19 protein-coding genes are annotated in these 18,849 nt (G+C 56.9%); 1 reads left to right on the top strand and 18 read right to left on the bottom strand.

Features of this window, described 5'->3' with window-relative positions; genetic code table 11:
* Window positions 1–90: 90 nt before the first annotated feature.
* The 13 genes from GC087_RS20775 to GC087_RS20715 form a co-directional block, all read right to left on the bottom strand.
* Window positions 91–1,164 (bottom strand): acyltransferase family protein, encoded by a 1,074-nt coding sequence (locus tag GC087_RS20775; RefSeq protein ID WP_033739089.1) that lies wholly within the window; start codon window positions 1,162–1,164, stop codon window positions 91–93.
* A 262-nt stretch (window positions 1,165–1,426) separates the two neighbouring features.
* The gene (locus tag GC087_RS20770; RefSeq protein ID WP_058707847.1) at window positions 1,427–1,945 is read right to left on the bottom strand and encodes a YagU family protein; all 519 of its coding nucleotides are present in this window, start codon (window positions 1,943–1,945) and stop codon (window positions 1,427–1,429) included.
* A 34-nt stretch (window positions 1,946–1,979) separates the two neighbouring features.
* Window positions 1,980–2,678 (bottom strand): L-ribulose-5-phosphate 4-epimerase, encoded by a 699-nt coding sequence (gene araD, locus GC087_RS20765; RefSeq protein ID WP_324029220.1) that lies wholly within the window; start codon window positions 2,676–2,678, stop codon window positions 1,980–1,982.
* A complete protein-coding gene (locus GC087_RS20760; protein WP_006121631.1) occupies window positions 2,675–3,535 on the bottom strand; it encodes an L-ribulose-5-phosphate 3-epimerase in 861 nt (286 codons plus the stop codon). The genes araD and GC087_RS20760 overlap by 4 nt, the downstream gene beginning before the upstream one ends.
* Window positions 3,532–4,188, bottom strand: coding sequence for a 3-keto-L-gulonate-6-phosphate decarboxylase UlaD (gene ulaD, locus GC087_RS20755; protein ID WP_039339014.1), 657 nt, complete (start codon window positions 4,186–4,188; stop codon window positions 3,532–3,534). The genes GC087_RS20760 and ulaD overlap by 4 nt, the downstream gene beginning before the upstream one ends.
* On the bottom strand, window positions 4,185–5,666 hold the full coding sequence (locus tag GC087_RS20750) for an FGGY-family carbohydrate kinase (protein ID WP_039339013.1): 1,482 nt from the start codon (window positions 5,664–5,666) through the stop codon (window positions 4,185–4,187). Before GC087_RS20750 ends, ulaD begins: the two co-directional genes overlap by 4 nt.
* Window positions 5,663–6,958: an MFS transporter gene (locus GC087_RS20745; RefSeq protein WP_058707848.1), complete on the bottom strand. Its 1,296-nt coding sequence runs from the start codon at window positions 6,956–6,958 to the stop codon at window positions 5,663–5,665. Before GC087_RS20745 ends, GC087_RS20750 begins: the two co-directional genes overlap by 4 nt.
* Before the next feature lie 14 nt (window positions 6,959–6,972).
* On the bottom strand, window positions 6,973–7,440 hold the full coding sequence (locus tag GC087_RS20740; protein WP_324029218.1) for a NanQ anomerase/TabA/YiaL family protein: 468 nt from the start codon (window positions 7,438–7,440) through the stop codon (window positions 6,973–6,975).
* Window positions 7,437–8,450: a 3-dehydro-L-gulonate 2-dehydrogenase gene (gene yiaK / locus GC087_RS20735; protein WP_324029216.1), complete on the bottom strand. Its 1,014-nt coding sequence runs from the start codon at window positions 8,448–8,450 to the stop codon at window positions 7,437–7,439. Before yiaK ends, GC087_RS20740 begins: the two co-directional genes overlap by 4 nt.
* 246 nt (window positions 8,451–8,696) lie before the next feature.
* Entirely contained in the window at window positions 8,697–9,527 is an 831-nt protein-coding gene (locus tag GC087_RS20730) for an SMP-30/gluconolactonase/LRE family protein (RefSeq protein ID WP_058707850.1), read from the bottom strand.
* A gap of 14 nt (window positions 9,528–9,541) precedes the next feature.
* Complete coding sequence (locus GC087_RS20725) at window positions 9,542–10,642, bottom strand: ABC transporter substrate-binding protein (protein WP_039339010.1); 1,101 nt, start codon at window positions 10,640–10,642, stop codon at window positions 9,542–9,544.
* Window positions 10,639–11,739 (bottom strand): ABC transporter permease, encoded by a 1,101-nt coding sequence (locus GC087_RS20720; protein WP_033739104.1) that lies wholly within the window; start codon window positions 11,737–11,739, stop codon window positions 10,639–10,641. The genes GC087_RS20725 and GC087_RS20720 overlap by 4 nt, the downstream gene beginning before the upstream one ends.
* Window positions 11,740–11,761: 22 nt before the next feature.
* The gene (locus tag GC087_RS20715) at window positions 11,762–13,288 is read right to left on the bottom strand and encodes a sugar ABC transporter ATP-binding protein (protein WP_058707851.1); all 1,527 of its coding nucleotides are present in this window, start codon (window positions 13,286–13,288) and stop codon (window positions 11,762–11,764) included.
* Between the two features lie 319 nt (window positions 13,289–13,607).
* On the opposite strand from GC087_RS20715, the gene GC087_RS20710 reads away from it, so the two are divergent.
* Window positions 13,608–14,420 carry an IclR family transcriptional regulator gene (locus GC087_RS20710; protein WP_006121620.1) on the top strand — a complete coding sequence of 271 codons (813 nt, stop codon included), beginning with the start codon at window positions 13,608–13,610 and terminating at the stop codon, window positions 14,418–14,420.
* Window positions 14,421–14,456: 36 nt separating this feature from the next.
* Here GC087_RS20710 and GC087_RS20705 read toward each other — a convergent pair whose 3' ends face one another.
* The 5 genes from GC087_RS20705 to GC087_RS20685 form a co-directional block, all read right to left on the bottom strand.
* Complete coding sequence (locus GC087_RS20705; RefSeq protein ID WP_033739108.1) at window positions 14,457–14,981, bottom strand: GNAT family N-acetyltransferase; 525 nt, start codon at window positions 14,979–14,981, stop codon at window positions 14,457–14,459.
* A gap of 60 nt (window positions 14,982–15,041) precedes the next feature.
* Window positions 15,042–15,620: a P-loop NTPase family protein gene (locus GC087_RS20700; protein WP_324029214.1), complete on the bottom strand. Its 579-nt coding sequence runs from the start codon at window positions 15,618–15,620 to the stop codon at window positions 15,042–15,044.
* An 87-nt stretch (window positions 15,621–15,707) separates the two neighbouring features.
* Window positions 15,708–16,019, bottom strand: coding sequence for a cupin domain-containing protein (locus tag GC087_RS20695; protein WP_006121617.1), 312 nt, complete (start codon window positions 16,017–16,019; stop codon window positions 15,708–15,710).
* Between the two features lie 175 nt (window positions 16,020–16,194).
* The gene (locus tag GC087_RS20690) at window positions 16,195–17,529 is read right to left on the bottom strand and encodes a carbohydrate porin (RefSeq protein WP_033739112.1); all 1,335 of its coding nucleotides are present in this window, start codon (window positions 17,527–17,529) and stop codon (window positions 16,195–16,197) included.
* Between the two features lie 211 nt (window positions 17,530–17,740).
* Window positions 17,741–18,703, bottom strand: a complete 963-nt coding sequence (locus GC087_RS20685; protein WP_058707852.1) for an aldo/keto reductase — start codon at window positions 18,701–18,703, stop codon at window positions 17,741–17,743.
* Between the last annotated feature and the right edge of the window lie 146 nt (window positions 18,704–18,849).

Here is an 18,849-nt window from a genome sequence, read left to right as displayed (position 1 = left end):
TTGCGCCGGGCAAGCCTCACGCCCGTTATCCTGGCAGCGTGTTGAGTACAACAAACACAGTGACCGGTTCAGGCCACTGTGTTTACCGGATTACGAACTGCGATGCAGCGTCAGCGGGGCAGACAACCAGCGGGCGACGCGCTTACCTGCTTTGATGGCGGGCTTTTCAATGTAGAAAAACATTACCGACGCCAGCGCCACGCTGGCGCTGACCGACAGTACGAAAATCATAAGGTTATCTGTCCAGGCTTTATCTGCCAGGCTGTTCATCAGCAGTACCATGAGCGGATAGTGGATGAGATACAGCGAATATGAGATATCCCCCAGGAAAATCAGCGTACGGTTGTGACCGGTGTCGGCACGGTAGCTCAGCATCACCGTCATGATCATGATGGCGGCGGCCAGCCAGAAACCGCCGTGCAGGCCAAAGGGCTGAGGTCCTGTAATCAGGGCGGTAATGACCGCCAGCACCAGCCCTGCCTGAAGCAGTCGGCGCATTCTGTTATCCAGTTCCGGTAGCTTACGCTTCACCAGCAATTCTGCCAGCAGCATCCCCAGGATGAACTCCATACAGATAGTGTTACTGATTAACTTAATCCACGCCTGCCACCAGTGCGTCACCGTCAGATGCGGCGAAACCTGTGAGGAAAAGTCAAAACTGCCGTTGTAGTAAAGCTGAAATCCCACACTGGAGACGATGAAAATCAGTGCACAAAGGTAGCTGCGATAGCGGTAGTTGATGCACATCGCTACGGTGAAAACGGCGTAAAACAGGATCTCGTAAGACAGCGTCCAGGGCGGCCCTAACGCGCTGAATCCAAACGTCGGTCCGGCGCTGCTGTAATCCTGCAGACAGAAATAGAGCGCACAGGACATATCATGAAGAGAGCGATCGTGATACACCACTGCGAAAGACAACAGCCAGACGACAAAGAAGACCGGCCAGATGCGGAAAAAGCGTTTCACCATGAATGAGGTCGGGGCTTCGTTAAACTGATGGGTAATGAAGGTCATGATGAAGCCGCTGATAATAAAGAACACGTCCACGCCCAGCGCGCCTGGAATGTGTCGGGTCCAGTGACCCTCTAACAGCGATGAGTTGTGCGCCAGTACCACAAGTAACGCAGCAAGGCCGCGCAGATACTGGATTGAGACGATTTTCATGAATGTTACAGCCTGTCGGTTGACTCATTAGCGGCAGTCGCGCGGGCGAGCCGATACGGTTAAGCGTAGGCCGTATTGTAAAAATGACTTAACAATGGTCAACCGCCGTTTATCGGGCAGAAAAATACATTTCCAAACGATAGCGTATTTTTGCTGAATAAAGCGCGGCGATCGAGGCTGTTGGGCGCACAAGGAGAAAAGTGCGCCATCAGGATTTCAGAGGGTTCTTAACCAAAATTGATAACTTACATGCGCAACAGACTCATGCAGCACGGCGCGGCGATACGTGTCCACCCAGGGCGCGCCGAAAGATTTCTATCGTCCACATCCACAGAATATGTCCCAGCGTTTCCGAGGCAATTTCCGCCAGCGGCAGGTGCCATAAGGGCGGTGCCCAGCCGTTTATGGGCAGGATCACGGCGTGAAATGCCACGGTAATGATCAGGGCGAACGCCACGCCCTGACCCAGCGTAATGATCGGGATAATCTCGGCCAGGGCGCAGTAGAGCAGGGCAAAGAAAATCGAGAACATATGATGAACACCGGCCACGCCCCAGTTCACCACATGACCGGAATAGTGATAGACCAGGTTGCTGACGTTGATTCCCATATCCTGGAGCATCTCGGCGGGGGGAATTGCCCTGTCCGGCGTTCTGGGCGGAAACGGATTCTCCGTGCCCCATTTGACAAAACTGGCGACGTTACCGCCCCAAAACCCTGCCCACAGCGCCGCACCGTAATGCCGATCGGCCGGGGACGTCAGATAAAACCCTGTTTTCATTTTTCACCGCTCCCGCTGAGTAAAAAGAAGAGAATTACTGGCCGTAATAGGCGTTTGCTCCATGCTTTCTGAGAAAGTGTTTATCCAGTAACGGCTGCTGCATTCGGATGATATCAGGCGTCAGCTGGCGGGAAAAAATCCCCATATAGGCGATTTCCTCCAGCACGACTGCGTTATGCACGGCATTATCTGCGTCTTTCCCCCAGGCAAACGGCCCGTGAGCATTAACCAGCACGGCGGGAATGGCCGTCGGGCTGATGCCGCGTGAGCGGAAGGTTTCGATAATCACTTCGCCGGTATTGTGCTCGTAATCGTGAGTAATTTCGGCCTCCGTCATCAGTCGGGTGCAGGGAATGGCACCATAGAAGTAGTCAGCGTGCGTGGTGCCCCAGGCTGGCAGGTCCTGGCCCGCCTGCGCCCAGATGGTGGCATGACGCGAATGCGTGTGCACAATGCCGCCGATGTCCTCAAAGGCCCGATAGAGCGCCAGATGGGTGGCCGTGTCCGATGAAGGCTTTTTCGTGCCCTCCACCACGCGGCCGCTTGCCAGTTCCAGTACCACAATATCGTCTACCGTCATGCCGTCGTATTCCACGCCGGAGGGCTTAATCGCCATCAGCCCTTGCGCACGATCGACGGCGCTGACGTTGCCCCAGGTAAACGTCACCAGATGGTGGCGCGGCAGCGCCAGGTTTGCCGCCAGCACCTGCTCTTTCATCATGGCAATGCTCATAGTAAGCCTCCTTCCTGCATTTTCTGTTCAATCCAGCGCCGTGCCTGTACGATCTCGGCAACCGGCTCCTCGGCTTTCTCGGTCCACATCTCAATCAGAAACGATCCGCGATAATTCAGCGCTTTGAGCGTGCGAAACACGCCAACGAAATCCACGCAGCCTTCACCAAAGGGCACATCGCGGAACTGCCCCGGCGAATGGGCGGTGACCGGTTGGGTATCTTTCAAATGAATGGCGGCGATGCGATCAATGCCCAGCGTCAGTTCGGCAGTCACGTCATTGCCCCAGGCGCTGAGATTGCCCACATCCGGATAAACGGAAAACCACGGAGAAGCCTGCTGCTGTTCCCAGGCTTTCCACTTGCTGATGGCGTTCATGAATTCGGTATCCATGATCTCCACCGCCAGCATCACCTGCGCCGCTGCTGCGCGCTGCACTGCGCGTGACAAGCCCTCGGCAAACCGCGCGACTGTGCCTGCATCATGCGGTTCGTAGTAGACGTCATAGCCCGCCAGTTGAATCGTGCGGATCCCCACATCTTTCGCCAGCTGGATGGCCTGATCGATCAGATCGTCTGCGCGCTGGCGGATCGCCGGATCGTGGCTGCCAAAGGGAAAGCGGCGATGGCCGGACAGGCACAGGGAAGGAATGGTGACGCCGGTTTCGATGGTCGCGTTGACCAGCGACAGGCGCTGCTCTTTGCTCCAGTTCAGCCGGTCCAGCCGTTCATCGGTTTCATCGACCGACATTTCCACAAAATCAAACCCGCAGGCTTTGGCCAGCGCGAGACGTTCTGGCCAGGTGAGATTCGCAGGCAGGGCTTTTTCGTAAATCCCTAACGGGTGCAGGCGTTTCATACTGTCCCCCAATGGCGGCCAATGGCCTGGTGAAATGCGGTGGCGCATGCAATGCCGTTCTCGCCATCGCTCAGGGCGCGGCCGGCAATAAACGCCTTCACATCGATATCGCGAAACTGAGAAAGGTCATCCGGGGTGATACCGCCCGTGACGGACAGGGCAAAACCCAGGTCTGATAAGGCTTTCATGGTATCCAGATCGTGCTGATTCCACTGTTGCCCGCTGGCCTGTGCGTCCCGTCCACGGTGATAAATAGCTTGGGTCAGACCCAGCTTTCGCCACTGCCGGGCATCATCCAGCGTCCAGTTGCCAAACAGTTCGATCTGAATATCCCCCTGGTACTGCTGCGCAACCGCCAGCGCGCTGGCAAAGGTTGCCAGCGGCGCGGCACAGATCACCGTCATCCAGTTAGCCCCTGCCGCAAAAGCCATCTCCGCCAGGGTGCCGCCGGCATCCGCCACTTTGTAATCCGCGACCAGCGTTTTTTCCGGGTGCTGCTGGCGCAGATGACGTACGGCTTCAACACCGCAGCTCAGGCACAAAAGCGTACCGGCTTCGATAATGTCGACATGCGGATGCAGTTGCCGGGCGGTACTGAGTGCGGCATCCAGCGTGGTGTGATCCAGCGCCAGCTGGAGTAAGGGCAGGCTCATGGCAGGTCTCCCTGGGCGTCGCGCAGGACGCGAATCAGATGTTGATAACGCTGATACTTTTGCTGGTAGCGGTCATAGCACGTGCTGTCCGGTTGCCAGCACACGATGTCAGGGGCCAGGGCCTGCTGGGCCGCCTGGAGTGAGGCATAAGCCCCGGTACCGGTTAATGCCACCAGCGCCGCGCCCAGACAGCCGCTCTCACTGATCTGCGGAACTTCAACCGTCAGGCCGCTGGCATCGGCAAACATCTGCATCCAGGGCGCAGAGCGCGTAGGCCCACCGCTCAGACGCAGGGCGGTAACCTGAGGAAAACGTTGCAGAATACGGTTGAGGTGCGTCAGATGTGAGAACACCACGCCTTCGTAGATGGCCTGAACCAGATGGGCGCGCGTGTGACCTGCCTGCAGGCCAAAAAAGCTGCCGTGCAGATCGGCGCCGGCATTGGTGCCATACAGGAAAGGCAGAAACAGCACACTGCTGCTGGCGGGGGCCAGCGCTGCTACCCACGCATTAAGCTGGCTGTAGTCCTTAATGCCCCACTGGTCACAAAACCATTCCAGATTGGCCGCCGACGTCGGGCTGGCCTCATGGATAAGGTACTGACCCTCAATGGCATAACGACCATAAACGTAGGGATAGTCTGCTTCATCGCTGATGCAGTCGGTAATGCCGCTGGTCACTGACCAGGTTCCCATCACCGCGTTCAGGCGCGTCGCATCATTCAGGCCCGCGCACAGCGCTGTTGACATCACATCGAACAGGCCGCCCACGACGGGCGTACCGGGCAGCAGACCGCATTCGGCAGCGGCCCCGGCGGTAACATAGCCCGCAATCTGCGTCGGGCCGATAATCGGCGGCAGTGCCGATATTATCTCCGGGATACCTGACATCTCTGCCAGTGCAGGCGACCAGTCGGCTGCCTGCATGTCATACAGATTGGACTCAGAGATATTGGTTTCTTCGCATGCCCGCTCGCCGGTCAGACAGAAACGCAGATAGTCATGGGCCATCATGACGCTGCCAATCGCCGCATAGCGCTGTGGCTGATGCTGCTTGATCCAGCGCAGCAGCGACACCGGGTGGCCGGTCCACAGCGTTTGTCGGGTCAGCGGATAGAGTTTCTGCGGCAAGCCTTCCCGTTGCCACTGTTGCACAAGGCTCAGGGCGCGGCGGTCGGAGGAGAGGATGCCGTTGCCCAGCGGGCGGTGCTGTTTGTCCAGCAGAAACAGCCCCTTACCCTGTGCGGAAATGCCCATACCGGCGACCGACGCCGCATCCTCGCCGCTGGTGGTCAGCACCTCACGGATGACGGCTGCCGCCTGGTGCCACAGCAGCGTCATATCGCGTTCGGCATAACCCGGTTCCGGTACAACAACCGGCAGGTTTTGCCGGGCGACGGCCAGCTCGCGGCCCTGTATATCGTACAGCCCGGCTTTAATAAAGGTGCCGCCACAGTCCAGTCCCAGCCAGCGTTTCATAATGCCTCCTGTTGAGGGGAATCGCAGCGTGCGGGCAACGTCATCGCCAGCAGGGCGGCAATCGCCAGTGAAATGGCAAGGCTGTAAACCCCGGCATCCCGGCTGTAAAACGCCATCAGAATGCCCACCATGTAGGGACCGCAGAAGCCGCCCAGGTTGCCCAGCGCGTTGATCAGGCCGCGCGCGCCGCCAGCCACCTCGGCATTAAACAGGCGCGGCGGAATACTCCAGAACACGCCCGCCGCAGACTGGATAAAGACGCCACAGCCCACCAGCGCCGCGTAGGACCACCAGATATGCGCTTTCAGTAACACCGACAGCGCCATGCACAGCGCAAAGCCGGCCAGCGGCAGCGCCACGAACAGCTTGCGCCGTCCGGTCGCGTCCGACAGAACAGAAAACAAAAACATGCCGACGATCGCCCCGACGTAGGGCAGAATGGCCAGAAAGCCCACCTGCTCCACATTACCGTGCGTCAGTCCTTTCAGGATGGTGGGCAGCCAGAGCGTGTAGCCGTAAATGCCGGTCTGATAGAAGAAATTGACCAGAATCAGCCGCCACATAACCGGTTCGCGCATCACGCGCATCAGCGAGGCGTTGCGCACGTTCTGCCCTTTGATCATCAGCTGTTCGTTATGCAGCGTGGTGATGAGATAGTGTTTTTCGGCTGGCGAAATCCATCTCGCTTCCTGCGGGCGGTTACTGATCGTGAAATGCCACAGGGCCATCACGACCAGAGATAACGCGCCTTCCACGTAGAACAGCATGCGCCAGTCCCAGCCGGTAATGATCCAGCCTGAGAGCGGAGCCGTGATGATCCCGGCGATCGGCACAAACATGATCACGATGGCATTTGCACGACCGCGCTCCGCATCCGGGAACCAGTTGCCGATCATCGTCAGCACCACCGGTAACATGCCGCCTTCGGCGATCCCCAGCGCAAAGCGCAGCGCCAGCAGCTGATACTGGCTGGTGGCCATGCCGGTCAGTATGGAAATCACCGCCCAGGCCAGCAGCGACCAGCCAATAAAGCGTTTACCGTTGCCGTAAACGGCCAGCCTGCCGCCGGGCACCTGCAGGAACAGGTAGCCAATGAAGAAAATGCCGCCTGCCAGCCCGGCCATCGAGGCGCTGATGCCCAGTTCAGCATCCATGCCGCCCGGCATCGCAAAGGCGATGTTGACCCGATCCATATACGAAATGATGCAGGTAATCAGAATCGGCGGAATGATCCGCAGCCAGCGCAGTGCAGGGACCTTTTCATGATTGACAGCGCTTGTGGTGATGCTCATCGTGCCTCCCTGCCTTACACCAGATCGCGCGTGGGGATCTTCACCACGACTTTGCGGATCGGACCGGGCTGACTGACCGCGCAGTTAGGACGATGAATATCCTGAGGAAAAAATACGGCGAACGTGCCGGGCTGCATCCGTACCAGGGTTTCATCGGGGGCATGTTGATAAAAAACGATGTCGCGTTCGCTGTCATAAGGCTGATGCACCGCCAGATCCAGCGGTTGTGTGGCGACGCCGATCACTTCTTCGCCTGCCACCAGATACTGCACGTCGATGTGATAGCGGTGCGCCTCCGGGTAATTCTCTGCGGCGGGAACCGTGTGCAGATCTAACACCTGTACGACCCAGCCGGTTTCTTCGTCCTGATAACGGCCGGCGGCCATGTTTGCCAGATCATGACCGGCGAGGTAGGCCAGGGCATGAGCAATCGCGGCGGGATAGTGACGGGGATCGGTATTGGCAAGGTGTCCGGTAATCATGATGCCTTCTCCTGTAGCGCCTGAATGCGCGCCCAGACGCGCTCATCAACCGGAATACCCAGGCGTTCGTTTTCTTCACGCAGTGGCGGAAATTTGTCACCCGGCAGGCGAATCGCCTGTATGCTGTCAGCCGGTTCCGCACCGGTGATGGATGCGCGAATACGATCGAGTTTTTGCTGGCGGGTTTCGCCCGGAATGAGCCGATCGACGTCGATGGCGATAAACACCTGAGAAATGCCAAATTCATCGCCGTTGTCGTGAGTGACTTCAGTCACGGAGGCGCCGTTAGAGAGCAGGGTGGCCAGCATATCCAGCACCACAGACAGCGCTGAGCCTTTCCAGTAACCCATTGGTAAAATGCGGCGGTTTTTTTCCAGCGTGGCCGGATCGCGGGTGTAGTTGCCCTCATCATCAAAGCCGCCATCGACCGGCAGGCTTTTCCCCGCCAGGCGATTCACTTCCAGCATGCCGTAGGAGAACATCGACATGGACATATCCACCATCGTAACCGGCTCGCCCGGTACCGCGATAATCAGCGGATTGGTGCCGATCGCGCAGCTTTTTGCGCCCCAGGGCGGCATTACGGCAATGGAGTTGGTCCAGCAGATGCCGACAAAGCCCTTTTCCGCCGCCTGCCAGCCATAGCTACCCCCGCGCATCCAGTGATTGGCATTGCGTAAGGCCACCAGCCCAATGCCGTGTTCCGTGGCCAGCGCCATCGCGCGCTCCATCATGCTATGGGCGGTGATATTGCCAATGGCGCGTTGCGCATCCCACTGCTCAATCGCACCCAGCGACAGGACTTTTTGCGCATCCGCATCGGGAATAATGTGGCCGGCATCCAGTTGCTGAATAAAACGCGGGAAGCGGTTAACGCCATGGGAATAGACGCCGTTAAGACTGGTTTCAGTAAACATGTGCGCGCAGGCCTCGGCTTTGGCCTGCGGCACGTTGCGGCTGAGGAGTACGCGAATAAACTCCTGATACAACTGCTGATAGCTGATTCTCATCTGACTGATACTCCCCGCGCCTTATTTCATAATGTGGAATGTAATTTCAACTAAATGCTATGGGGAAAAATGCAGCGAGTCAAAGAAATGACTCAAAAATTATTTCATTTAAATCAAAAGGATATAATTAATTCTGACTTCTGTGATCTTGGGCTTTTTTGCCCGATTCCGGCTACAGTCAGGCCGGTCAGCTGAGAGACAGCTGACCTGATTTGCTCTGCTTTTCGCCCTGCCTGTGCAGGGGCGTTAGCGTAGCGTTACCCGGTAGAGTGAAGTGTTGGCTGTGATATAAAGTTCATCATTATTCGGTCCGCCAAAGGTGCAGTTGGATACCGTTTCAGGAATCGGAATTTTGCCCTTACGGTTTCCGCTGCTGTCGAAAATAATCACGCCGTCAGCGCAGCTACAGTAAATATCGCCGTTGGCATCCACACAAAATCCGTCCGGGAAACCGGGTGAGACATTGGCAAAAAATTGCCCTGCAGACAACGTGCGACCGTCCACTTTATAGGTGCGCAGCTCATGGCGGCCGAGTGTCGGGAAATCCACCACCGACATGTCCGCCACGTACAGCACGCTTTCATCAGGCGAGAACGCTAGCCCGTTTGGCCGCTGCAGATCGCTGGCGGCAATACTGAGCTGCCCGCTTTCCGGATCAAAACAGTAGAGATAGCAGCCGATCACCTGGCTGGGAGCCAGGTAACCCTCATGATCGCTGACGATCCCGTAAGGCGGATCGGTAAACCAGATGGTGCCGTCGGAGCGGATCGCCAGATCGTTAGGCGAGTTAAACCGCTTGCCCTCGACTTTATCCACCAGCACGTTCACCGTACCGTCTGTTTCTGTCCGGCTGATAGCCCGGCGACCGTGTTCGCAACTGACCACGCGTCCCTGATGATCGCGGGCATTGCCATTGGCATAGTGAGAATGATGACGCCAGATACTCAGCTCGCCATTGCGCTGCCAGCAGTACATACGGTTGCCTTTGACATCGCTAAATACCACCCCATCCAGCGCCGGTAACCAGACTGGGCCTTCGGCCCAGGTGGCAGGGGAGCACAGTTTTTCTACCTGCATGATGCTGGCCTCCGTTACTTCACGCCCCAGATAGCTTTGTAATGGTCCTGATAGCCGTTTTCCGGATCGTAGTGGTTCTGCGGTCCGCCATCCCGGCTGATATTTTCCGGTGTAATCAGGTGCGCAGGCGTGACATAGCCTGACGGGGGCTGTCCGGCGAAGGCGCGGTTGAACTCATCCAGCAGTTGCCAGCCATGCAGTTTCAGCGGTTCAGCGACGGTCGCGACCTGGCTTTCACCATTGCGAATGCGCTGGAAGGCCGACACCGAGCCGTCGCCTGCCGAGATGTTATACGGTGCGTTTTTGCCGCCTTTCCCTGCGGTTTTCAGCGCGGGTGCCATAAAGTCAAAATAAAGGTCATTAATCGCCAGCGAGTACTGCCAGCGGTCACCGTACTTCTGTAACAGGCTAAAGGTCAGCGACGGCATACGGTTAGAGGTATCGGCCAGCGGCGTGTCAATAAAGTCGATGACTTTACACTCGCTGCACTTCTCAATTTCCTGCTTCATCGCATTGGCTTTATCCAGCGCGATTTTGTACAGCGAGTCGGTGAAGATAATCACCTGCGCTTTGCCGCCTGACTTCACAATGGCGTACTGCGCCGCCAGACGGGCAACCTCATTAGAATCGGACGTAATGTTATCGGTGATCCCGTACTGCTTAATCGGGCCCGGTTGAGGCTCTGCGTGCCAGGCCATCAGCACGATTTTTTGCTGCAGGGCTTTTTTCAGCGGCATTTTGGCGACGTTCGGGTTCCAGCCGCCGATAACGATACCGTCAGGGCGCTGGGCAATCGCCTGATTCAGCGCCGCCAGTTGATCTTTGACAGAGCCTGCGCCGTCCAGCGTATCCAGCGTCCAGCCAGCCACTTTCGCCGCTTCGCTCAGGCCTTGCTGAACGCCCTGCACACCGCCATTTTTCATATCCGAGGCGATAAAGATCAGTTTCTTTTTAGGCTGCAGCTTTGGCCCGGTCGTCGGACCGTCCCAGGTCGTGGCGCTGGCCGTCGCTTTGGCCACGGCCGCTGTCGCCTGATCGAGATAGCTGTCTGCATGGGCTGGTAAGGTGGCGACCAGCATGGCGATGAGAGAAAGACCAAATACCGGATTTTTCATAATGAGTTCCCTGGTGTGATGGTTTTTTGCTGTGAGTCAGGTGTGGTCGCCGGCGCGCTCTGACTGCGCACGACGGCTTTTTGATTCAACATACGGCGGCGCTGAGCGTAGCCGGCCAGCGTAATCGACAGCAGCAACGTGGCACCGTTAAACAGCGGTTCCACCCAGAACGCGCCGCCAAACTGCTGAATACCGGCAATACCGATAGCCAGGATAGCGATGCCGACCACGGTGCCCCAGACGTTTACCCGCCCCGGACGAATGGTGGTACTGCCCAGAAAAGCCCCGACCAGCGCAGGCAGCAGGTAATCCATCCCGACGCTGGCCTGGCCGACGCCCTGTTCCGCCGCAATCAGCACCCCGCTGAAGCCGGTGATCACACTGGAGGCGATAAACGCGCCGATCACGTATTTATTCACGGCAATACCGTTGAGGCGCGCGGCGACGGGGTTACCGCCCACGGCATACATGCACCTTCCCAGTGGCGTGTGCTCAGTGATCAGCCACAATACCAGCGCCAGGCCCAGCACATAGAAGGCACCAATCGGAATGCCAAATACTTCGGTACTGTGCAGCGCACTAAAGGCATCCGGTAAGTCACCAACAATTTGGCGACCGCCGGAGTGCCACAACGCAATGGCATACAGCACCGTGCCGGAACCGAGCGTGGCGACGAAGCTGTCGATATCCGCCAGCGCCACCAGAATGCCGTTCAGCAGGCCATACAGCGCCGACAAGACCAGCACTGTCAGCACCGCCATCTGCCAGGAAAAACCGTATTCCACCTGAAGCGTAATGGCCAGGATGTGCCACAGCACGATCCCGAAACCGACGTTCAGGTCGATTTTGCCCACAATCATCGGCAAGGTGGCGGCCAGCGCTAGCAGGGCGATTTTGGCCTTACTGGACAGAATGGCCTGCACGGTGAGCAGGGATGCGAAAGTCGGGGACAGTACCGAAAACAGTAACGCCAGCAGCACACATAACAACAGTAATCCGTAGCGGGTGACGACCTGCATCGACCACGGCGCAAAACCATGCTGAGCAAGGCTGACCCGTTGTTCAAGTGCAGTAGATTTCACCGAGGTTTTAGACATAGCGTTTCTCCTGACTGCCTTTTCAGACGGTAGCGAAGGGGGCAGCAGAGCTGGCTGAGGCCAGCTCCAGTAAATTAGCAAAAGTGACCTGTTCGTTTTTCAGTTCACCCACTACCTGGCCCCGGTTAAACACCAGCGCGCGGTTACAGATATGCGCGATTTCCTCCAGGTCATTCGAGATCACCAGCACTGCCACGCCGTCTGCCAGCGCTTTGTTGAGCAGGTGATAAATTTCTTCGCGCGCGCCCACGTCGACGCCCGCAGTGGGATCTTCAAGAATCAGCAACGGGGCATTGAGGTGCATCCAGCGGGCCATCACCACTTTTTGCTGGTTGCCACCGGACAGGGCGCTGATATCCAGATCCACGTTTTTAGGGCGCACGTCGAAAAGCTGCACTTTCCACCAGCTGGCACCCACCTCCGCGCGGCGACCATAATGGGACATCACCCGGTGCCCGCTCGCGCAGGGGTTGAGAAACAGGTTTTCACGCACGCTCATCGACATAACCAGACTTTCACCGGTGCGATCGCCTGCCACAAACGAGATGCCTGCCGCCATAGCCTCGCGAGGTGATCGGGAATGGCAGGGCTTGTCGCGAAAAATGACCTGGCCCTGGGTAGCCTGTTTCAGGCCAAACAGCATCCGGCCAATCTCTTCCTGACCGGCACCACGCAGGCCGGCCAGCGCCAGCATCTCGCCGGGTTGCAGACTGAACGAGACCGGGCCCACTTCATCGATGCAGAGCTGATCCAGTGACAGCACGGGCGGGCGCCCCTCAGGCAACACAAGGCGCTGATTGCTTTCCAGCGCTTCGCCGACAATCATTTCAACCAGATCGTGCAACCTGTAGTCTGCCGTGTTGCCCTCTGCGACGCGTTTACCGTCCCGCATCACACAAATGCGATCGGCAATTTCAATTACCTCATCCAGACGGTGAGTCACGTAAATCATGCCGACGTTGCGACTTTTCAGGCGTTCTATCACGCTAAACAGATGCCGTACGTCATTGGCGGGTAACGAGGCGGTCGGTTCGTCCAGTACCAGTACTTGCGCGTTGACGGCCACCGCGCGGGCAATGGCCAGCAGCGATTTCTCCGTGCGTGACAGTTCAAATACGCGGGCATCGGGATCGAGCTGAATACCGACGTCTTCCAGCGCTAAACGTGCCCGTTCACGCACGGCCCGCCAGTTAATCAGGCCCAGGCGACGGTTGAAGCCCATGATCAGCGCCATATTTTCCGCCACCGTCATCCACTCGATCAGCCCCAGATCCTGATGAATAAAGGCGACAGGCTGGCTGGTGGCGGTTTTTAGCGCGGCCGCTGAGGGGATGGGGTTACCATTAAAGGTTATCTGGCCTTCGTCGCTGGTATAAACGCCGGCCAGTACCTTGATCAGCGTCGATTTACCCGCACCGTTTTCACCTAACAGCGCGACCATTTCGCCCGGAAAGACATCCAGGCTTACGTCATTGACGGCAGGGTTTCCCCCGAAACGTTTGGTGATATGGCTTAGTGTCAGGACCGGTTTATCCGGGTTAGTTTGCATTCCAGCCTCCCGTGACGCCTGGTGAGTAGTGGCAGCAAGCGTGGTGACGCGCTTTTGCTGATTTCAACATGTGAAATACTATTCCAAAAAATACTATCCCTGAAAATGCGGAAAAGCAAAGAAGCGAGGCGACTATTTCCTCAGTAGAAACATGGAGTTAAAATATTGTTTTGAAATTGTGATGAACAGCGCAATTCCTGCCAGGCGGAATGCGATCGCCAGGCCACACTAAAAAAGCGAAAGATTCCCAGTTGTTATGCCATGAGTTAACATCATGCGATAGTGCGTTCAGGAAGTCAGAAACGGAGAGGATCGGCGGATGGTGGGTAAAGTGGATAAAGCTAAGGAAAATAAAAACGATAAGCCGTTGGGAACACAGAGTCTGTTTCGTGGCCTTCAGTTAATTGAGTTACTGAGCAATTTCCCGAACGGTTGCCCGCTGGCCCATCTCGCTGAGCTGTCCGGCATGAATAAAAGTACCGTCCACCGCCTGTTACAGGGGCTGCACAGCAGTGGCTATGTCACCCAGGCCCCGTCGCCTGGCAGCTATCGCCTGACGACCAAATTTATTTCGGTCGGTCAGAAAGCGCTGTCATCGCTCAATATCATCCACGTAGCCGGACCGCATCTGGAAAAGCTCAACCTGGACGTGGGCGAAACGGTTAACTTTTCCAGCCGTGAAGACGATCATGTTGTATTGATCAATAAACTGGAACCCACCACCGGCATGATGCGCACACGCGCCTATATTGGGCAGCATATGCCGCTCTATTGCTCGGCGATGGGCAAAATTTTTCTGGCCTGGGGCAGTGAAGAGTACCTGCTGCACTACTGGCAAAGCCATCAGGACAGCATTGAGCAACTGACAAAAAACACCATCACTACCTTGCCTGAGATGCAGCAGGAACTGAGAGATATTCTGCAGCAGCGCACCGCGATGGATCGCGAAGAGAACGAGCTGGGCGTGACCTGTATCGCCGCGCCGGTATTTGATATTCAGCAGCGCGTTCCCTATGCGGTGTCGGTCTCGCTGCCGACGGCCAAGCTGCAACAGATTGGGGCAAAAAACCTGATGGCGAAGGTGGTAGCGACCGCCCAGGCGATCTCACACGAGCTGGGCGCTTCCGCCTGAGCCCTGGGCAGCGGCCCGCCTGGGACGCATCCTGCGTTATCCGTTTTCAGGCGGGATACTGTCGCCCGCGCCAAGTGTCCGCTGCATCAATACCGTGTCCAGCCAGCGCCCGTGTTTGTAGCCTACGGAGGTTAACGTACCGGCCACGGTGAAGCCCGCCGATCGGTGCAGAGCGATGGAGGCCACGTTGGCGCTGTCGCCCACATTCCCGACCATCTGGCGAAAGCCCCGGCTTTCTGCCCAGTCAATCGCGTGCGCCAGCAGGCGTTTACCCACACCTTTCCCCTGAAAAGCCGGATGGATATAAAGGGAATCTTCCAGGGTAAAACGATAAGCCGGGCGCGGACGATAAAAGCCCAGATAACAGTAACCGCAAACCTGGCCGTCTTCGATGGCCACAAACCAGGGCAGCCCGGCGGCACGGATTTTTTCTAACCGGCTGGCGAGTTCGGCTTCATCAGGCGGATCCAGTTCAAAACTGCCCGTGCCATGCATAACATGGTGAGCATAAATCTGTTGCAGGGCGGGAATGTGGTCATCCTGCGCGAGCGTGATGTGCATTCTGCGATTCCGGAGTGAGCCAGTAAGGATCATGACAATACAAAAGACAGGCAGGAAAGGCTACCGGCCTGTTTTGCCGGGTAAGATCCCTGTCGCAGGACGGGGCGTCAGGCACCACTCCTGCCAGGCGCGGTTTATCGCTTTTGCACCTACCAGACGGCACCTGGGCAGGCTAAGTCCCTGATACAGGAGGTGATAGCGACGGCGATTGCCCGGCGTCACCCAGGTGATATGCCTGAGCATGGCGAGATTGATGTGATCGGTGCTGCCTTGCAGCGCCCCGGCACGCGGCGTGGTGGCACAGCAGCGCCGGATATAACGCAGCAAACTGACAGGCATCGCGAGATCCAGCAGGATATAGCCCGTTGCGCGCGCCAGTCTTTCGGGCATGCAGCGCGTATAATTGCCTTCGATAACCCAGCGTTCTGCACTGATTGCCTCGCGGTGAAGCTGTAAAAACACGGCGTGCTCTCTGGGCTGCCAGTCGGTATTGGGCTGGTGATAAAGCTGATCGAGATGAATAACGGGCAGCGACTGCTTTTCCGCAATCGCCACGGCCAGGGTAGATTTACCGCTGTTTGAGGGGCCCATGATACAAATGCGCGGACCCAGATGTGCAAGCGGCGGCAACGGTGTCATCAGGCGAAACCTCCGTCAAGGCTGTGTTTGCGCCTCAGTATACGCGGAAAATGTGCGCCAGCCATCGTGCCTCAGGGCTGGCCGGGGTCAGACCGATCCCGCTTTCTCGATCACCAGTACGCGCGCTTCGCCCTGTGGATGGGCAACATGTTCCGTGCCCACGCTGGCATAAAAAATATCCCCTGTCTGCAAGCGCACTGTCCTGATGTCTCCGTTTTCCTTGTAGTGCATCTCTACACAGCCATCCATCACCGCAAAAACTTCCTGACCGTCATTGATGTGCCACTTGTAGGGTTGATCCGTCCAGTGAAGCCGTACGGTTGTGCCATCAAAGTTAGCGATGTCGAGTGCACCCCAGGCCCGGTCGGCTGAGAACGCTTTGCTGATATAGGTTTTCATGGTTTTTCCGTTATGCGCAGTGGTAAGACATGGATGAGGTTATACCGCGTGAAGTGGGGCATGGCTTGCAAAAAATTGCGGAAAACTGAGGCGAATCAACAGAGCAGGTACGGGATGAAAGCGTCAGGGCAGGCGGGAAAGCAGACCTGCCCTGCGGGCAGGTCTGAAGGGCGGATCAGAAATTCACGTTAGCGCTGATTCCGCCGACAAAGGCATCTTTCACGTCGCTAACGGCACCCGGCGCAACAACGTATTGCAGGTTAGGACGCAGTTGCAGCCATTTGGTCAGCTGCGCGTTGTAATAGATTTCATAGTTGTACTCCGAACCGTCCTGAACAGGCAGATAGGTCGGGCTGTTAAAATCGGTCTGCCCGCTGGCGTCGTTCTGTTCACGCAGCGAACGCGTGTAGGCGCTGTTGACGTGAATACGCGCCGCGCCGATGCCAATCTCATCCTGCGGACGGGCATCGAACGGTCCTTTCCAGGTGAAGCTGACGGACTGATAATTATCGGTTTTCGAGGTTTTATGGTCGTTCATCACCGCCTGAACCGTCACGCCCAGACCCCGGCTGGCATCGCCGCCCTGCGCCGTCAACTGCTGCTGCAACAGGACATAGCCGCCGTAAGCATGATTTTTGCGCTGGTAAGCGCCGTCACGCCAGCTGCCATAGTTGTCGCCATTTGCGGACGAGTAGTAATAGCCGATACGATAGTTACCCGGCAACTTGTCGGGGCCTAACGTCGGTTTCCAGCCTAACTCGACCGGCACCAGATTCCCCTCTGAGTTGCTGGTATCCAGCCGGAAACCATCGCCACGGTCGTAATTCGCACGGTTTTGATTGTAGAAACCGACCTGGAAAAACACCTCAGGCGTAACGTTGACTTTTAGCCTGCCGCCCCACTGCGAAACCGGCCAGTTAAACCAGCGATCGCCGCGCCAGTTACCGGCCTGGCCGCTGCCAAACGCCAGGTTCTGGAACTTGCTGTCGAAGTTATCGAAATCTTCGCCGACGGTAACGCGTCCGGCTTTCAGATTGACCGTGTTATCGAACAGGCCTTTGCTTAACCAGAACTGCGTCAGGCGCCACGTCTGGCCACGACCGTACACCTCCTGGGTAGAAGAGAGCATCCCGGTGCGGCGATCGGCCACCTGATCGGAGATGTTGCGGCCATTGCGATCGGTAATGGTGACCTGGAACTGCGTATCCTGCCAGTCGAGGAGTTTTTGCAGATCGAAATTGGCACCAAACGCCCACTGGTCGCTGTAGCGCATCGAGGTATGGCTGTCAGCTCCGCCACCCAGATTGGCGGCACTTTCCATGGTGTAGTTAACATCTAACTTAATGCCGTCGTTTTCTAACTGCGTTCGGTTACCGCCCCAGTCGCCAAACAGGTAAGGTGAGTCATAGCTAAAGGCATCGGCGGCCAGCGCGGAGGCGCTCAGCATCGCAAACATCAGGCTGCCAGCGGCCAGGCGAGGCATAAACTGCACTGCTTTTTTTGTATTCATCAGCGTTATTCTTTATGAAATGACAGGAAAAGACAGGGCAGAGAATAATGCTGACTAAATGTCAATTTTTGCAAATCTGTGCGTATGTAACTGCAAAGTGGTAAGGAATTAACGCAATTGTGACAGTTATCGCTGAATGAATATTTTTATAGCTAAAAAGGCATTTATTGCGAGGCAAAGTAAAAGGGATGCCGCGGCATCCCCGGAGGTTTTATGGCCTGCTGGCCTGGGACAGCTCTTCAATTTCTTGCTTGCTCAGCGTCAACTCAGTGGCTTTGACCAGTTCATCAAGCTGCGACAAGGAGGTCGCACTGACGATAGGGGAGGTAATACTCGGGCGCGCGATGAGCCAGGCCAGCGCCACCTGCGTGGCTGACGCATCATGTGACGCCGCCACGTCTTCCAGCGCTTCAACAATGCGTTTACCGCGTTCATTCAGGTACTTATCTACAATACCCTGACCGCGCGCGCTCTTGCTGGCATCCTGCGGTTTTTTATATTTGCCGCTGAGAAAGCCGCTGGCCAGCGCGTAGTAGTTGATCACGCCAAGCTGATTCTCTCGCGCTACCTGCTCCAGCTCGCTTTCATATTCTTCACGGTCGTAAAGGTTGTAGAGCGGTTGCAGGGTTTCGTAACGCGCCAGCCCATGCTGTTTGCTGATGTCCAGCGCCTCCTGCAGTCGCGCGGCGCTGTAGTTGGAGGCCCCAATAGCCCGGACTTTGCCGGCTTTGATCAGAGCGTCAAAGGCGCTTAACGTGTCGGTCAGTGGCGTGGTTTCATCATCGCGATGCGCCTGATAGAGGTCGATCACGTCGGTTTGCAGACGGCGCAGCGAGTCCTCGACGGCCTGGCGAATATACCCAGGTTTCAGTCCCTGCTTCTCCGGTGACATTTCGATGCCGACTTTGGTCGCCAGCACTATTCTGTCGCGTTTACCGCTTTTCTTCAGCCATTTGCCGATGATGGTTTCGGATTCGCCCCCCTGATTGCCGGGCGCCCAGCGTGAATAGACATCGGCGGTATCGATAAAGAACAGGCCTTTTTCCACCAGCGCGTCGAGCAGAGAAAACGAGGTTTTCTCGTCTACCGTCCAGCCAAAGACATTGCCGCCAAAGGTCAGAAGCGGCACAGAGAGGCCGCTGTTGCCGAGGGGGCGGGTTTTAGGCTGCGTCATAGCATTCTCCTTTATTAAACGTATCAGGTGTACTTATCAGCTTAGCAAAGGTAAATCGACAGCTTTTCATTCGGTTTGTCAGCCAGTGCGGCATAACAAGGTAGCAAAGGTCACTTTTACCGCTGGCACGGCAGCGCCCGTCCTGA

The sequence above is a fragment of the Pantoea sp. JZ2 genome (genome assembly GCF_035191405.1).
GTDB classification, from domain to species: Bacteria; Pseudomonadota; Gammaproteobacteria; order Enterobacterales; family Enterobacteriaceae; genus Pantoea; species Pantoea stewartii.
Note: the sequence above shows the minus strand (reverse complement) of the source record. Positions and strands in the feature narration are given on the sequence as shown.

Bases quoted from the DNA above. Each gene is read 5' to 3' on its own strand.
- GC087_RS20775 (WP_033739089.1), bottom strand. From the start codon at position 1,164: ATGAAAATCGTCTCAATCCAGTATCTGCGCGGCCTTGCTGCGTTACTT.
- GC087_RS20770 (WP_058707847.1), bottom strand. From the start codon at position 1,945: ATGAAAACAGGGTTTTATCTGACGTCCCCGGCCGATCGGCATTACGGT.
- araD (WP_324029220.1), bottom strand. From the start codon at position 2,678: ATGAGCATTGCCATGATGAAAGAGCAGGTGCTGGCGGCAAACCTGGCG.
- GC087_RS20760 (WP_006121631.1), bottom strand. From the start codon at position 3,535: ATGAAACGCCTGCACCCGTTAGGGATTTACGAAAAAGCCCTGCCTGCG.
- ulaD (WP_039339014.1), bottom strand. From the start codon at position 4,188: ATGAGCCTGCCCTTACTCCAGCTGGCGCTGGATCACACCACGCTGGAT.
- GC087_RS20750 (WP_039339013.1), bottom strand. From the start codon at position 5,666: ATGAAACGCTGGCTGGGACTGGACTGTGGCGGCACCTTTATTAAAGCC.
- GC087_RS20745 (WP_058707848.1), bottom strand. From the start codon at position 6,958: ATGAGCATCACCACAAGCGCTGTCAATCATGAAAAGGTCCCTGCACTG.
- GC087_RS20740 (WP_324029218.1), bottom strand. From the start codon at position 7,440: ATGATTACCGGACACCTTGCCAATACCGATCCCCGTCACTATCCCGCC.
- yiaK (WP_324029216.1), bottom strand. From the start codon at position 8,450: ATGAGAATCAGCTATCAGCAGTTGTATCAGGAGTTTATTCGCGTACTC.
- GC087_RS20730 (WP_058707850.1), bottom strand. From the start codon at position 9,527: ATGCAGGTAGAAAAACTGTGCTCCCCTGCCACCTGGGCCGAAGGCCCA.
- GC087_RS20725 (WP_039339010.1), bottom strand. From the start codon at position 10,642: ATGAAAAATCCGGTATTTGGTCTTTCTCTCATCGCCATGCTGGTCGCC.
- GC087_RS20720 (WP_033739104.1), bottom strand. From the start codon at position 11,739: ATGTCTAAAACCTCGGTGAAATCTACTGCACTTGAACAACGGGTCAGC.
- GC087_RS20715 (WP_058707851.1), bottom strand. From the start codon at position 13,288: ATGCAAACTAACCCGGATAAACCGGTCCTGACACTAAGCCATATCACC.
- GC087_RS20710 (WP_006121620.1), top strand. From the start codon at position 13,608: ATGGTGGGTAAAGTGGATAAAGCTAAGGAAAATAAAAACGATAAGCCG.
- GC087_RS20705 (WP_033739108.1), bottom strand. From the start codon at position 14,981: ATGCACATCACGCTCGCGCAGGATGACCACATTCCCGCCCTGCAACAG.
- GC087_RS20700 (WP_324029214.1), bottom strand. From the start codon at position 15,620: ATGACACCGTTGCCGCCGCTTGCACATCTGGGTCCGCGCATTTGTATC.
- GC087_RS20695 (WP_006121617.1), bottom strand. From the start codon at position 16,019: ATGAAAACCTATATCAGCAAAGCGTTCTCAGCCGACCGGGCCTGGGGT.
- GC087_RS20690 (WP_033739112.1), bottom strand. From the start codon at position 17,529: ATGAATACAAAAAAAGCAGTGCAGTTTATGCCTCGCCTGGCCGCTGGC.
- GC087_RS20685 (WP_058707852.1), bottom strand. From the start codon at position 18,703: ATGACGCAGCCTAAAACCCGCCCCCTCGGCAACAGCGGCCTCTCTGTG.